The following is a 13,837-nucleotide window of genomic DNA, read 5'->3' as shown; positions in this document are numbered from 1 at the left end:
CCGTGAACTCAATGAACGCAAGCGTGACCGCCCTGCTCCGACGGGAGACAGTACGGCGATCCCCGCCGTCCCCACAGACCTCGCGCACCCCGGGATCCGCGAGGACCCCGGACGTGAGCCGCACGCCGGTGACGCCGACGAGCCGTCAAGGAGACCGCTGTGACCAGCGCAGCCGCTACGGCGCCCGCCGCACCCCCGCCCAGGAGGGACCGCACCCACCTGCTCTATCTGGCGGTGATCGCCGCGGTGGTCCTCGGCATCGCGGTGGGCTTCGCGGCGCCGGGCTTCGCCCGGGAGCTGAAGCCGCTGGGCACGGGGTTCGTGAACCTGATCAAGATGATGATCACACCGATCATCTTCTGCACCATCGTGACCGGGGTCGGCTCGATCCGCAGCGCCGCCCGGGTCGGCAAGCTGGGCGGTCTGGCGCTCGGCTACTTCGTCGCCATGTCGTTCGTCGCGCTGGCGATCGGCCTGGTCGTCGGCAACGTCCTGCACCCCGGCGCGGGCATGCACCTGAGCGAGTCGGTCCGGCAGGTCGGCCACACCCAGGCGAAGGCGGGCGGCGAGGGCCCGGTCGACTTCCTGCTGAGCGTCATCCCGACCACCCTCGTCTCGGCGTTCACCTCCGGGGTGGTGCTCCAGACGCTGCTCGTGGCGCTGCTGGTCGGGTTCGCGGTGCAGGCCATGGGCCGGTCCGGGGAGCCGGTGCTGCGGGGCGTCGGACATCTCCAGAAGCTGGTGTTCCGGGTGCTGTCCATGATCATGTGGGCGGCGCCCGCGGGCGCGTTCGGCGCGATGGCCGCGGTTGTCGGCGAGACCGGCGCGGACGCGCTGAAGGCGCTCGGCACGATCATGCTCGGCTTCTACCTCACCTGCGTGCTCTTCATCGGCCTGGTGCTGGGCCCGCTGCTGTGGTTCGTCGCCCGCGTGAACATCCTCCGGCTGCTGCGCTACCTCGGCCGGGAGTTCCTGCTGATCCTGTCCACGTCGTCGTCGGACACCGCCCTGCCCCGCCTGATCGCGAAGATGGAGCACCTGGGCGTGAGCCGGCCGGTCGTCGGCGTCACCGTGCCGACCGGATACTCCTTCAACCTCGACGGCACCATGATCTACCTGACCATGGCCTCCCTCTTCATCGCCGAGGCCCTGGGCGAGCCGCTGCGCCTGGGCGAGCAGATCACGCTGCTGCTGTTCATGATGGTCGCCTCCAAGGGCGCCGCGGGAGTGTCCGGCGCCGGGCTGGCCACCCTCGCGGGCGCTCTCCAGTCGCACCGGCCCGCTCTGGTCGACGGCGTCGGGCTGATCGTCGGCATCGACCGCTTCATGAGCGAGGCCCGCGCCCTGACGAACTTCGCGGGCAACGCGGTGGCCACCGTGATGATCGGCGCCTGGACCAAGGAGATCGACCGGGAGCGGGTCGAACGGGTGCTGTCCGGGCGGCTGCCCTTCGACGAGACCACGCTGCTGGACGACGCCGAAGGCGACGCCGGGAACGGCGCCGCGACGGAAGGGCCCGACGGCCCCGAGGGCGGGGACGGCGAGAAGGAGCTGACCTCAGCCTGACGTCCGCCGCCCGCACCTCGTCCGGTCTGCGGCGGCTGGGCGCAGTGGCCAGGCGCCGGGACCGCGCCCCCGGTGGCCGCCTCCGGCTCTGCTCCGGGGTTCCGCCGACCGCCCGCGGCCTCAGCGGCCGCACCCCGGCGTCCGCTCCCACCGGGACTAGCGGCCGTACCTTGGCGTCCGCTCCCACCGCGGCCTAGAGGCCGCGCCCCGGCGTCCCCCCCCGACAGGGCGCCCGGCTCGACCTGAACCCGAGCCGGGCGCTCCTTTTCGCGTCTTCGCGCCACGTCCGCTTTTCACGTCTTCGCGCCACGTCCGCCGGACGCACTCCCACGCCCCCCCGCGACGACGGCCGCTCAGGCGCTCGCCCTGGCCACCAGCGTCTCGGCTCGGGCGGCTGGGACGCCCGAGGCCGCCAGGACCGTGAGCGCGGCCGAGCGGCCCGCCTCGTGGGCCGGGAGCAGGCCGTCGTTCACGGCCTCCATGAGAGCGAACAGCATCTGCTCGTGCACGTGGGCGAGCGCCGGCGCGGGCAGCGCGGAGCTGAACGCGCCCGCGGCGAGACCGCGCTCGATCAGCTCGGCGCAGTCGTCGCGGACCGGCGCCAGCCGCTCGCGGATGCCCGTCATGGTGACCGTGCGCTGGGCGAGCGCCACCAGCAGCCGGTAGCGGTCGGCGATGGGCCAGATGGCCAGCACCGAGCGGGCCAGCGCCTCCGCGGGGTCCGCGACCCCCGCGCGCCCCGCCGCGTGCGCCGCGGACAGCGTCCGCACCGCCTCGTCGACGAGCGTGCCGATCAGCGCCTCGCGGCTGGGGAAGTGGCCGTACACGGTGCGCCGTACGACGCCCGCCGCGCGGGCGATCTGGTCCATGGACGCGTCGGGATCGCGCAGCAGCTCGGCGTGGGCGACGTCGATGAGGTGGCGCCGGTTGGCGTCGGCGCGGCTGGTGTTACCCGTGGTCATGCCCGCCATTCTGCCCCCCTCGCGATTTGCACAGAGGTGTGCAGGGACGTACATTGCACATCGTTGTGCAACTGCACATGGCTGTGCAAGTCCATCCGTGCACATCCCGTCGCGCATCCGAGGAAGGCGACCCCTGTCATGCGACTCGTCGTGAACGAACCGGTCGAGAGGACGGACCGCCCCTACGCCCGGCGCTGGCAGGCCCTCCTGGTGCTCTGCCTGAGCCTGCTGATCATCGTGATGGCCAACACGGCCCTCACCGTCGCCGCGCCCGACATGACCCGGGACCTCGGCCTGTCCAGCGCCGACCTCCAGTGGGTGATCGACGGCTACACCGTCCCCTACGCGGCGCTGATGCTGCTGCTCGGCGCGATCGGCGACAAGTACAGCCGGCGCGGCGCGCTCGTCCTCGGCCTGGTCGTCTTCGGCGGCGGCGCCGTCTTCGGCTCGCTGGCCGGCGGCGCGGCGACCGTCATCGCGGCCCGCGCCGTGATGGGCGTCGGCGCGGCGCTGATCATGCCCGCCACCCTCTCCCTGCTCGCCGCGACCTTCCCGCGCGCCGAACGCGCCAAGGCGATCACCCTGTGGACCGCCACCGCCGGACTCGCCATCGCGGCCGGCCCGGTCGTCGCGGGCGTGCTGCTGCGCGGCCACGGCTGGGCCTCGACGTTCCTGATCAACGTGCCGATCGCCGCGGTCGCCCTGGTCGCGGCCTTCGTCCTGGTGCCGCCGTCCCGGGCCGGCCACCACGACCGCGTCGACTACGCCGGCGGACTGCTGTCCGTGGTCTGGGTCGGCGCCCTGGTCTACATGATCATCGAGGGACCGCACTTCGGCTGGGACGCCAAGGCGGTCACCGCGGCCGTCGTGGCGGGCGCGGGCCTCGTCGCGTTCGTCGTGTGGGAGCTGCGCTGCCCGCGCCCCCTGCTCGACGTGCGCCGCTTCGCCGACCGCCGCTTCGCCGGATCCAACCTCGCCGTCGCCCTGTTCTTCCTCGCCGTCTTCGGCGCGTTCTACTACCTCACCCAGCACCTCCAGTTCGTCCTCGGCTACGACGCCCTGGGCACCGGCGTGCGCATGCTGCCGCTGGCCGGCGCGGTCTTCGTCGGCTCGGGGCTGACCGGCTACCTCACTCCGCGCGTCGGCATGAAGTGGACCGTGAGCGCGGGCATGGTCGGCGGCACGGCGGCGCTGGCGCTGCTCACCCGGGTGGACGGCGCGTCGACCTACGGCGACCTCGTGGCGCCCCTGGTGATCCTGGGCCTTGCCATCGGCCTCGCCCTCTCGCCCTGCACCGACGCGATCATGGGCGCCTTCCCGGAGTCCGAACTGGGCGTCGGCGGCGCCGTCAACGACACCTCGCTGGAGCTGGGCGGCTCCCTGGGCATCGCGATCCTCGGCTCGCTGCTGTCCACCTCGTACTCCGACCGCCTGGCCCATGCCACCGCAGGCAGCGGACTCCCGGCGAGCGCCCTGTCCGCCGCGCAGGACTCGGTCGGCGCCGGATACGCGGTCGCCCAGGGCATCGGCGGGAAGGCCCGGCGACTCGCCCAGCAGGCCGCCCACGCCACCGACCCCCACCAGGCCGCCCAGCTCAGGGCGCAGGCCGGCCGGCTGGGGCACGGGGCCGGGCAGATGAAGGACGCGGTGGCCTCCTCGTTCGCCCACGCCGTCGCCCACACCAGCCTGGTCGGCGCGGTGATCCTCGGCGTGGGCACGCTCGCCGTGGCCCTGCTGCTCCCGCGCGGCGCCGCCCGGCACGCGGCGCCGGCCACGTCGCCGGAGGCCCCGCGAGCGGCGGAGAAGCCGGAAACGGCGGAGAAGCCGACGGAGGCGACGAGGCCCGAGCCCGCGAAGGCCCCGCAAGCGGCGGAGAAGCCGGAAACGGCGGAGGAGCCGGACGCCGCCCCCCAGCCCGAACCCCCGCACGCCCTGGAGGAAACCGCTAGCGAGTCCGGCGCCGCCGCCGAGCCGGTGGACGGCCCGGCGACCGAGAGCGCCGCCAAGCCCGCCGATCTTGCCGAGCCCGTGGACAGCCGGGCGAACTGAGACCGTCCCCGCGTCGTCTCCGTCCTCGTGATGGACTACCGTGCCGTGCCGGGAGCCGACCGGCACGGCACGGTGGTCGGGAACGGCACAGCGGCAGGGAACGGCACGGCGTCCCGTCAGACGGCACGGCAGAGAGGCACGGGGGAATGAAGATCGACTGGGACCGGCGCACCTGCGCGCGCAAGGGCCATGTGACCTACGCGCCGGACGACCCCCGGCTGCGCGTCCGGCTGCGCGCCGACACCGCCGTGGGCGAGGCGTGGCGCTGCCTGCGCTGCGGCGACTTCGTGCTCGGGGCGCCGCGCGGCTCGGGACCGGCCGCCGACGCGCCGCTGACGCCGCGCGGCAAGGTCCTCCGGGACCTGTTCATCCTGCGGTTCCTGGCGATCGAACGGGCGCTGCGCGGGGTGTTCATCGTGCTGGTCGCGGTGGCGGTGTGGAAGTTCAGCAACAGCCAGGACGCGGTACGACGGCTGTTCGACGAGTACCTGAACGTGTTCCGGCCCGTCTTCCAGCACTTCCACTACGACCTCGACCACTCGCCGGTGGTCGGCACCGTCCAGAAGACGTTCGGCTACCGGCACTCCACGCTGCTCCTGGTCGCCTCGCTGCTGCTGGCCTACGCGCTGATCGAACTGGTCGAGGCGGTCGGCCTCTGGTACGCGAAGCGCTGGGCGGAGTATCTGACGGTGGTCGCCACCGCGGCGTTCCTGCCGCTGGAGGTCTACGAACTCACCGAGCACGTCAGCGCGGTGAAGATCGCCACCCTGGTCCTCAACGTCCTCGCCGTCGTCTACATCGCCCTCGCCAAGCGGCTGTTCGGCCTGCGCGGCGGGCGCCGGGCGTTCGAGGAGGAGCGCCGCGGCGCCTCCCTGCTGGAGGTCGAGGAGTCGGCCGGCGCGCTGGTGTGAGACACGGGAGCGGTCAGGCGTTGCCTTGACCCCGACGTCAAGGCTTACGTTCGTCCCCATGCGAATCGGCGAGCTGGCCGCGCGGGCCGGGACCACGACGCGCGCACTGCGCTACTACGAGGCGCGGGGGCTGCTGCCCGCGCGGCGCGACGCGAAGGGGCATCGCGCGTACGACGAGCGCGACCTGGAACTGCTGCGGCAGATCAGGACGCTCCAGGACTTCGGGTTCGACCTGGAGGAGACCCGGCCCTTCGTGGAGTGCCTGCGGGCCGGGCATCCCCAGGGCGACTCCTGCCCGGCGTCGCTCGCGGTCTACCGGCGCAAGCTGGACGCGCTGGACGCGCTGATCGACGAGTTGCGGGCGGTGCGCGCCGAGGTGCGCGCGCAGTTGGCGCGGGCCGAGCGGGCGCGGGACGGGCTGGCCGCCGAGGCGCTGGTTCCGGGGGGTCCGGAACCGGTGTGCGAACTGGGAGGGCGGAAGCGATGACCGAACGGGCGGCCGGGGTGGCCGAGGTGACCGACGAGGACTTCGAGGTCGAGGTGCTCGCAGCGGAGCGTCCGGTGCTGGTGCAGTTCACGGCCGAGTGGTGCGGGCCGTGCCGGCAACTGGCGCCTGTGCTGCGCGATCTCGCCGCCGAGCACGGCGAGAAGCTGAAGGTGGTGCGACTGGACGTGGACCGCAGTCCCGGGACTACGCTCGCGTACCGGGTGATGGCGACTCCGACGCTCATGGTGTTCCGGGACGGCGAGCCGGTGACGTCGATGGTGGGCGCACGGGCCAAGCGGCGGCTGCTTGAGGAACTGTCCGACGTGCTGTGATCCAGCGGGCGTCCGCCCAGGTCGCGGACGGCGGCCATGAAGAAATCCCCCGGGCAATTGTGCCCGGGGGATTTCTTTCGGTATATTGAGTGGTTCGCGACTTGCGAATAAAAAGGTCGCAGCGAATTTCACTGAGCACAGTATATGCGGGCGGGAGCGGAATTGTCAAACACCGGTTTTCCAGACGATGAATTGCGGCGGGAACAGGAATTCATCGACGGACTGTACGCACGCGTCGACGCGCTGCGCGCCGCCGCCGAGGACTCCGTCCAGGACGCGCTCGCCCAGGGCGACACGCCCATGCAGGCCCGGCTGGAGCGGGACATCCTGGTCGCCGAGCGCTCCGGGCTGCTGGCCGCGCTGAACGCCGTGGACGGCTCGCTCTGCTTCGGCCGGATCGACCGCGCCGACGGCGCCGCCCACCACATCGGCCGCATCGGCCTGCGCGCCGACGACGCCGAGCGCACCCCGCTCCTGATCGACTGGCGCGCCGACGTCGCCCGCCCCTTCTACCTGGCCACCGGCCACACGCCGATGGGCCTGCGCCGCCGCCGGCACATCTCCGCCGAGGGCCGCCGGGTCGCCGCGCTGCACGACGAGATCCTCGACCTCGCAGACGCCACGCGCACCGGCCACGAGGACCCGTCCGGCGACGCCGTGCTGCTGGCCGCGCTGAACTCCGCGCGCACCGGCCGGATGGGCGACATCGTGCGCACCATCCAGGCCGACCAGGACCGCGTCATCCGCGCCCCGCACCGCGGCGTGATGGTCGTGGAGGGCGGTCCGGGCACCGGGAAGACGGCGGTGGCGCTGCACCGCGCCGCCTATCTCCTCTACGAGCACCGGGAACTGCTCGCCCGCCGGGCCGTGCTCATCGTCGGCCCCAATCCGGCGTTCCTCGGCTACATCGGCGAGGTGCTGCCCTCTCTCGGCGAGACCGGCGTGCTGCTCGCCACGGTCGGGGAGCTGTTCCCCGGGGTGAAGGCGACGGCCGCCGACACCCCGGAGGCCGCCGCCGTGAAGGGCCGCGCGGACATGGCCGACGTGCTCGCCGCCGCCGTCCGGGACCGCCAGGCGCTGCCCGAACCGGTGATCGCCGTGGAGCACGACCGCGAGGTGCTGATGCTCGACGACGGCCTGGTGGACGTCGCCCGGGAGCGCACCCGCGCCGCGAAGCTGCCGCACAACGCGGCCCGCGAGCACTTCGAGGGCCACATCCTGAACACGCTCACCGACATGGTCGCCGAGCGCGTCGGCACCGACCCCTTCGACGGCTCGAACCTGCTGGACCCGAGCGACATCACCCAGATCCGCGACGAACTGGCCGAGAACCCCGAGGTCTGGGCGGCGATCGACCGGCTGTGGCCGCGCCTGACCCCGCAGCGGCTGGTCGCGGACTTCCTCGCCGCCCCCGGGAGTCACCTGTCCGACGAGGACGCCGCCGCCGTCCGCCGCCCGGTCACCCGAGCGTGGACCGTCGCGGACGTCCCCCTGCTCGACGAGGCCGCCGAACTGCTGGGCGAGGACGACCGGCTCGCCCGCGCCCGCGCCGCACGCGAGCGCGCGTCCCAGGTGGCGTACGCGCAGGGCGTGCTGGACGTGTCCTACGCCTCGCGGACCTACGAGTTCGAGGACAAGGACGAGGAGGACTCCGAGATCCTGTCGGCGCACGACGTCATCGACGCCGAGCGGTTCGCCGAACGCCACGAGGAGGACGACCATCGCGGCGCCGCCGAGCGCGCGGCGGCCGACCGCACCTGGGCGTTCGGGCACATCATCGTCGACGAGGCGCAGGAGCTGTCCCCGATGGCCTGGCGGATGCTGATGCGGCGCAGCCCCACCCGCTCCATGACCCTGGTGGGCGACCCCGCGCAGACCGCGGAGGCGGCGGGCGTCGGCGCCTGGGAGGACATCCTGCGGCCGTACGTGGAGGACCGCTGGGAGCACACCCGGCTCGGCGTGAACTACCGCACCCCGGCCGAGGTGATGGACGTGGCGGCGGCCGTGGTGCGCGCCGAGCGCCCCGGCTTCGAGCCGCCCAGCTCCGTGCGCTCCACCGGTGTGCGGCCCTGGGCCCGCGCCGCCGACGACCTGCCCGGCGCGCTGGAGCAGGCCGTCGCCGACCTCGCCCCGCGCGAGGGCAGGCTCGCGGTCATCGCCCCGCGCGAGCTGCACGGCGGGCTGGCCGCCCGGCTGGACGGCGTGCGCGCCGGCGCCGAGCCCGACCTGACGCGCCCGGTCGTCCTGCTCGACCCGCGTCAGGCCAAGGGCCTGGAGTTCGACTCCGTGCTGGTCGTCGAGCCCGGCCGGTACGGCGCCAGTGACCTGTACGTCGCCCTGACCCGGGCCACGCAGCGGCTCGGCGTGCTGCACTCCGAGCCGCTGCCCGAGGCCCTCGCGGACGCCCTGGCGCCGACCGCCTGATCCGCGTCCGGGCCGGTTGCGAACTTACGCCGGGCGCAGCCAGACCGTCGCCAGGGGCGGCAGCGTCAGCCGGATGCTCGCGGGGCGGCCGTGCCAGCCCTGCGGCTCCGGCTTGACCGGGTCCGGGTGGACCACGTCGCTGCCGCCGTACCGGCCCGCGTCGGTGTTGAGCACTTCCACCCAGGCGGGCACGTCGTCGGGGACGCCGAGACGGTAGTCGTGGCGGGGCGCCGAGGCGAAGTTGGACACCGCCAGCAGCGGGGCGCCGTCCGCGTCGTAGCGGAGGTAGGCCAGGACGTTGTCCTCCGCCCCGTCCGCGACCACCCACTGGAAGCCGTCGGGGTGCACGTCCCGTTCCCACAGCGCGGGAGTGTCGCGGTAGACGGCGTTGAGGTCGCGCACCAGGTCCAGCACGCCCCGGTGGTCGGCCGCCGCGCCCCAGTTCGGGTCGAGCAGCCACCAGTCCGGGCCGCGCATCTCGGACCACTCGGCCCCCTGCGCGAACTCCTGTCCCATGAACAGCAGTTGCTTGCCCGGGTGGGACCACATGAAGGCCAGGTAGGCGCGCAGGTTGGCCCGCTGCTGCCACCAGTCGCCGGGCATCTTCGACACCAGCGAGCCCTTGCCGTGCACCACCTCGTCGTGGGAGATCGGCAGCACGTAGTTCTCGCTGTAGGCGTACACCATCGAGAACGTCATCTCGCCGTGGTGGTACCTGCGGTGCACGGGCTCGTGGCTCATGTAGTCCAGCGAGTCGTGCATCCAGCCCATGTTCCACTTCAGGCCGAACCCCAGGCCGCCGAAGCCGGACGGCCCCCGGTGGTGGGTGGACCGGGTGACGCCGTCCCACGCGGTCGACTCCTCGGCGACGGTCACCACGCCCGGCGCCCTGCGGTACACCGTCGCGTTCATCTCCTGGAGGAACGCCACCGCGTCCAGGTTCTCCCGGCCGCCGTGCTCGTTGGGCGTCCACTGGCCCGGCTCGCGCGAGTAGTCCAGGTAGAGCATGGAGGCCACGGCGTCCACCCGCAGGCCGTCGATGTGGAACTCCTCGCACCAGAAGACGGCGTTGGCGACCAGGAAGTTGCGCACCTCGCGGCGGCCGAAGTCGAACTCCAGCGTCCCCCAGTCCGGGTGGGCCGCGCGCAGCGGGTCCGCGTGCTCGTACAGCGGGCGCCCGTCGAACTCGGCCAACGCCCACGCGTCGCGCGGGAAGTGCGCCGGCACCCAGTCCATGATCACGCCGATGCCCGCCTGGTGCAGCGCGTCCACCAGGTACTTGAAGTCGTCCGGCGTGCCCAGGCGGGCCGTCGGCGCGTAGAACCCGGTGACCTGGTAGCCCCAGGAGCCGCCGAAGGGGTGCTCGGCGACCGGCATCAGCTCCACGTGCGTGAAGCCCAGGTCCTTGACATAGGCGGGCAGTTGCTCGGCGAGCTGACGGTACGTCAGTCCGGGCCGCCATGAGGCGAGGTGCACCTCGTACACGGAGAACGGCGCCTCGTGGGCGGGCCGTTCCGCCCGGCGGGCCATCCACTCCCCGTCCTCCCACGCGTGGTGCGAGGCGTGCACGACGGACGAGGTGGCGGGCGGCGTCTCGGTCCGGCGGGCCATCGGGTCGGCGCGCAGCGTCTTCGACCCGTCCGGCCGGGTGATCTCGAACTTGTACAGCTCGCCCTCGCCGACCCCGGGCACGAACAGCTCCCACACGCCCGTGCCGCCCAGCGACCGCATCGGACACGCGGCGCCGTCCCAGAGGTTGAAGTCGCCCGCCACGCGCACGCCCCGGGCGTTGGGCGCCCACACCGTGAACCGGGTCCCCTCCACGCCCTCGTGCGTCATCGGCTGCGCCCCGAGCGCGCGCCACAGCTCCTCGTGCCGTCCCTCGCCGATCAGGTGCAGGTCCAGCTCGCCGAGCGCGGGCAGGAACCGGTAGGCGTCCTCGACGACCTGCACGGTCCCCTCGTAGGCCACTTCCAGCCGGTACTCGGGCACGTCCGCCAGCGGCAGCAGCCCCGAGAAGAACCCCTCCCCGTCGTGCCGCAGCTCCACCTGCCGGTCCCCGGCGACCACGGCGACGCCCAGCGCGTAGGGCCGGTACGCCCGTACGGCGACCCCGCCGGGCACGGGATGCGCGCCGAGCACCGCGTGCGGGTCGTGATGCGTCCCGTCGAGCAGACGGTACCGGTCCGCGGCGTCGACGGCGGGGGAGACGGGCGCCGCCGCGGGCGCCGCCGGAGCGGGCGCGGCGGCGGGCGACGGGGCCGCGGCGGGAGCCGTGACCGCCGTCTTCGCCACCGCGGTCTTCCGCGCGGCCGTCTTGGGGGCGGCTGTCTTCTTCACCGCCGTTTTCTTCACCGCCGTTTTCTTCACGGCCGACTTCTTCGCCGCTGTCTTCTTCGCGGCGGTCGTGGCCGCGGCGGTCGTGGCCGTGGCGGTCGTGCGGGCGGTGGGCTGCCGCGTGGGCGTCTGCCGTGCCGGGGCCTTCTTCGCGGCGGCCTTCTCGGGCGCGGCCTTCGCGCCCTTGGCGGCCTTGGCCGTCTCGGCCGCCGCCTTCCCCGCGGCGCCGGCCGTCTTCGCGGCGGTCTTCTTCGCCACCGCCTTCTTCGCCACCGCCTTCTTCGCCACCGCCTTCTTCGCCACAGCCTTCTTCGCCACAGCCTTCTTCGCCACCGCTGTCTTCTTCGCCGTGGCCGTCTTCTTCGCCGCCTTCTCCGGGTTCGCCGCCTTGGCGGCCGTCGTCGTCTTCTTCGCGGCCGTCTTCGCCGTCTTCGTGGCGGCCGTCTTCTTCGTCGCCGTCTTCTCGGCCGCGGCCTTCTTCGCGGGGGCCTTCCTCGCGGTCTTCTTCGCGGCCGCCGGCTGCTCGGCGCGGGCGGCCGCGGCCGTCGCGTGCGGATCCGAACCGCTGGTCGGGGGGCGGTCAGTCACGGGTGCAGCCTCCTCGGCGCAGGACGAGACAGGTCGGAGTGGGGGGACAGGAGCGGCGGCCGCGGGTCAGACCGGGTCCGGACCGGCCAGCCGCCGGACCGCGGAGAGCGGGACGGCGAGCCAGTCGGGGCGGTGCCGGGCCTCGTAGAGGACCTCGTAGACCGCCTTGTCGGTCTCGTAGGCGCGCAGCAGCACCGGGTCGGTGCGCGGGTCGCTCCCGGCGGCCTCCGCGTACCCGGCGCAGTAGGCGGCCCGGCAGGCCGCCGCCCAGCCGGGCGCGGGCGGGCCGCCGGCCGCGTGCGCGGCGTAGTCGAAGGAGCGCAGCATCCCGGCGACGTCCCGGACCGCGGGCTGGGGCATCCGCCGCTCGGCCAGCGGCTTGGCCGGCTCGCCCTCGAAGTCGATCAGCGACCACTCGCCGGAGGGCGAGCGCAGGCACTGCCCGAGGTGCAGGTCGCCGTGCACGCGCTGGGCGGTCCAGGTGTGCCCCTCGGCGGCCAGATCGGCCAGCGCCTCGAAGGCGGAGCGCAGCCCGGGGGCGTACGGCCGCAGCGCCGGGACCGCCTGCGCCGCCGCGTCCAGCCGCTCGGTCATGCCGTCGACCAGCGACTGGAGCTGGAGGTGGGCCAGGGTGACGGTGGGCAGCGCGTGGGCGAGCGCGGTGTGCACCTCGGCGGTGGCGCGGCCCAGCGCGCGCGCCTCGGCGGTGAAGTCCTCGCCCTTGGCCAGCTCGCGCAGCGCCAGCTCCCAGCCGTCGGTCGCCCCCTGCACGAACGGCTGGAGCACGCCCAGCACGTAGGGGTCGTCGGCCCCGGCGTCCGGGACGTCGGCCGTCATCCAGGCGGTCGGCGGCGGCACGCGCGGGCAGCCCTCCCGGGCCAGGGCGAGCGGCAGCTCCAGATCGGGGTTGACGCCGGGCAGCACCCGGCGCAGCAGTTTGAGAATGAACGTGTCGCCGTAGACGACCGACGAGTTGGACTGCTCCGCGGTCACCAGGCGCGGCGCCAGGTCGGGACGTATCTCCTCGCGCCGCTCGAAGCGCAGTCCGCCGATGCGGGCCCGGCCGCGCATCGCCTCCAGGATCACCTCGGCGGGACGGGGGTCGTGCAGCGCCTCGTACACGGTGCGCCCGGCGAGCGGGCCCTCGTGCACATGGCCGATCAGCGCGGGCGCCAGCCTCGGCGGCAACGCCTCGCGCACGCCTATGAGCAGTTGGTAGCAGTCCCCCGGGTGGGGGACGCCGCCCTGCGCGGGCGCGAGCGGCTGATGGGCGCGGACGAGCAGGTGGTAGAGGCCCAGCTTCCCGTCGCCGGGCAGCAGCTCGGTGGCCGAGACCAGCGAGAATCCGGTGACCGGCCGTCCCTTGCCCGCGAACCAGCGCTGGCGGGGCAGCCACTCGCGCAGCAGCGGATCCAGCGACGCGAGGAGTCCGGAGCCGGCGGCGGGGACAGAGCGTGTGACTGCTTGGGACATGGCGTCCGACATGGCGTCGCGTCCAATCCGCTAGTCGGGTGTGACTCTCGCGTGCCCAGTGGTGGGGCGGGGAAACCGCCCCACCACGGACTGCTACCCGACGGCGTCGTCGCGCAGCCGGAACCAGTAGAAGCCGTGTCCGGCCAGGGTGAGGAGGTAGGGGAGTTCGCCGACGGCGGGGAAGCGGACGCCGCCGATCAGTTCCACCGGGTTTCGCCCCTGGAAGTCGCTGAGGTCGAGTTCGGTGGGCTGGGCGAAGCGGGAGAAGTTGTGGACGCAGAGGACGAGGTCGTCTTCGTGTTCGCGCAGGAAGGCGATGACGGCGGGGTTGGAGGAGGGGAGTTCGGTGTAGGAGCCGAGTCCGAAGGCGGGGTTCTGCTTGCGGATCTCGATCATGCGGCGGGTCCAGTGCAGCAGCGAGGAGGGCGAGGACATGGACGCCTCGACGTTGGTGACCTGGTAGCCGTGGACGGGGTCCATGATGGTGGGCAGGTAGAGGCGGCCGGGGTCGCAGGAGGAGAATCCGGCGTTGCGGTCGGGGGTCCACTGCATGGGGGTGCGCACGGCGTCGCGGTCGCCGAGCCAGATGTTGTCGCCCATGCCGATCTCGTCGCCGTAGTAGAGGATCGGGCTGCCGGGCAGGGAGAGCAGGAGGGCGGTGAACAGCTCGATCTGGTTGCGGTCGTTGTCCAGGAGGGGGGCGAGGCG

Annotated in this window: 10 protein-coding genes; 6 read left to right on the top strand and 4 right to left on the bottom strand. The window is 73.4% G+C overall.

Annotated elements, in window-relative coordinates:
• The first annotated feature begins 159 nt into the window (after positions 1 to 159).
• The gene (locus ABZ861_RS00050; protein ID WP_361621035.1) at positions 160 to 1,566 is read left to right on the top strand and encodes a cation:dicarboxylase symporter family transporter; all 1,407 of its coding nucleotides are present in this window, start codon (positions 160 to 162) and stop codon (positions 1,564 to 1,566) included.
• A gap of 353 nt (positions 1,567 to 1,919) precedes the next feature.
• On the opposite strand, the gene ABZ861_RS00045 is transcribed toward ABZ861_RS00050, so the two are convergent.
• Positions 1,920 to 2,537: a TetR/AcrR family transcriptional regulator gene (locus ABZ861_RS00045; RefSeq protein WP_361621033.1), complete on the bottom strand. Its 618-nt coding sequence runs from the start codon at positions 2,535 to 2,537 to the stop codon at positions 1,920 to 1,922.
• 129 nt (positions 2,538 to 2,666) lie between these two features.
• Between ABZ861_RS00045 and ABZ861_RS00040 the strand changes: the two genes are divergently transcribed.
• From ABZ861_RS00040 to ABZ861_RS00020, 5 genes are all read left to right on the top strand, one after another.
• On the top strand, positions 2,667 to 4,577 hold the full coding sequence (locus ABZ861_RS00040; protein WP_361621031.1) for an MFS transporter: 1,911 nt from the start codon (positions 2,667 to 2,669) through the stop codon (positions 4,575 to 4,577).
• Positions 4,578 to 4,723: 146 nt separating this feature from the next.
• A complete protein-coding gene (locus ABZ861_RS00035) occupies positions 4,724 to 5,488 on the top strand; it encodes a DUF2127 domain-containing protein (protein WP_361621029.1) in 765 nt (254 codons plus the stop codon).
• 58 nt (positions 5,489 to 5,546) lie between these two features.
• Positions 5,547 to 5,975 (top strand): MerR family transcriptional regulator, encoded by a 429-nt coding sequence (locus ABZ861_RS00030; RefSeq protein WP_361621027.1) that lies wholly within the window; start codon positions 5,547 to 5,549, stop codon positions 5,973 to 5,975.
• Positions 5,972 to 6,307, top strand: coding sequence for a thioredoxin (gene trxA / locus ABZ861_RS00025; protein ID WP_361621025.1), 336 nt, complete (start codon positions 5,972 to 5,974; stop codon positions 6,305 to 6,307). The genes ABZ861_RS00030 and trxA overlap by 4 nt, the downstream gene beginning before the upstream one ends.
• Positions 6,308 to 6,451: 144 nt before the next feature.
• Positions 6,452 to 8,731: an ATP-dependent DNA helicase gene (locus ABZ861_RS00020; RefSeq protein WP_361621023.1), complete on the top strand. Its 2,280-nt coding sequence runs from the start codon at positions 6,452 to 6,454 to the stop codon at positions 8,729 to 8,731.
• A 24-nt stretch (positions 8,732 to 8,755) separates the two neighbouring features.
• Here the strand turns inward: ABZ861_RS00020 and glgB are convergent, their stop codons facing one another.
• The 3 genes from glgB to ABZ861_RS00005 form a co-directional block, all read right to left on the bottom strand.
• Positions 8,756 to 11,656 (bottom strand): 1,4-alpha-glucan branching enzyme, encoded by a 2,901-nt coding sequence (glgB, locus tag ABZ861_RS00015; RefSeq protein ID WP_361621021.1) that lies wholly within the window; start codon positions 11,654 to 11,656, stop codon positions 8,756 to 8,758.
• Between the two features lie 66 nt (positions 11,657 to 11,722).
• On the bottom strand, positions 11,723 to 13,129 hold the full coding sequence (locus ABZ861_RS00010) for a maltokinase (protein WP_361621019.1): 1,407 nt from the start codon (positions 13,127 to 13,129) through the stop codon (positions 11,723 to 11,725).
• Between the two features lie 93 nt (positions 13,130 to 13,222).
• Positions 13,223 to 13,837 (bottom strand): alpha-glucosidase C-terminal domain-containing protein (locus tag ABZ861_RS00005; protein WP_361621017.1); only part of this gene is annotated, 615 nt, incomplete at its 5' end.

Origin of the sequence: Streptomyces sp. NPDC046985, from assembly GCF_040644415.1 — a bacterium.
In the GTDB taxonomy this organism is placed as follows: domain Bacteria; phylum Actinomycetota; class Actinomycetes; order Streptomycetales; family Streptomycetaceae; genus Streptomyces.
Note: the sequence above shows the minus strand (reverse complement) of the source record. Positions and strands in the feature narration are given on the sequence as shown.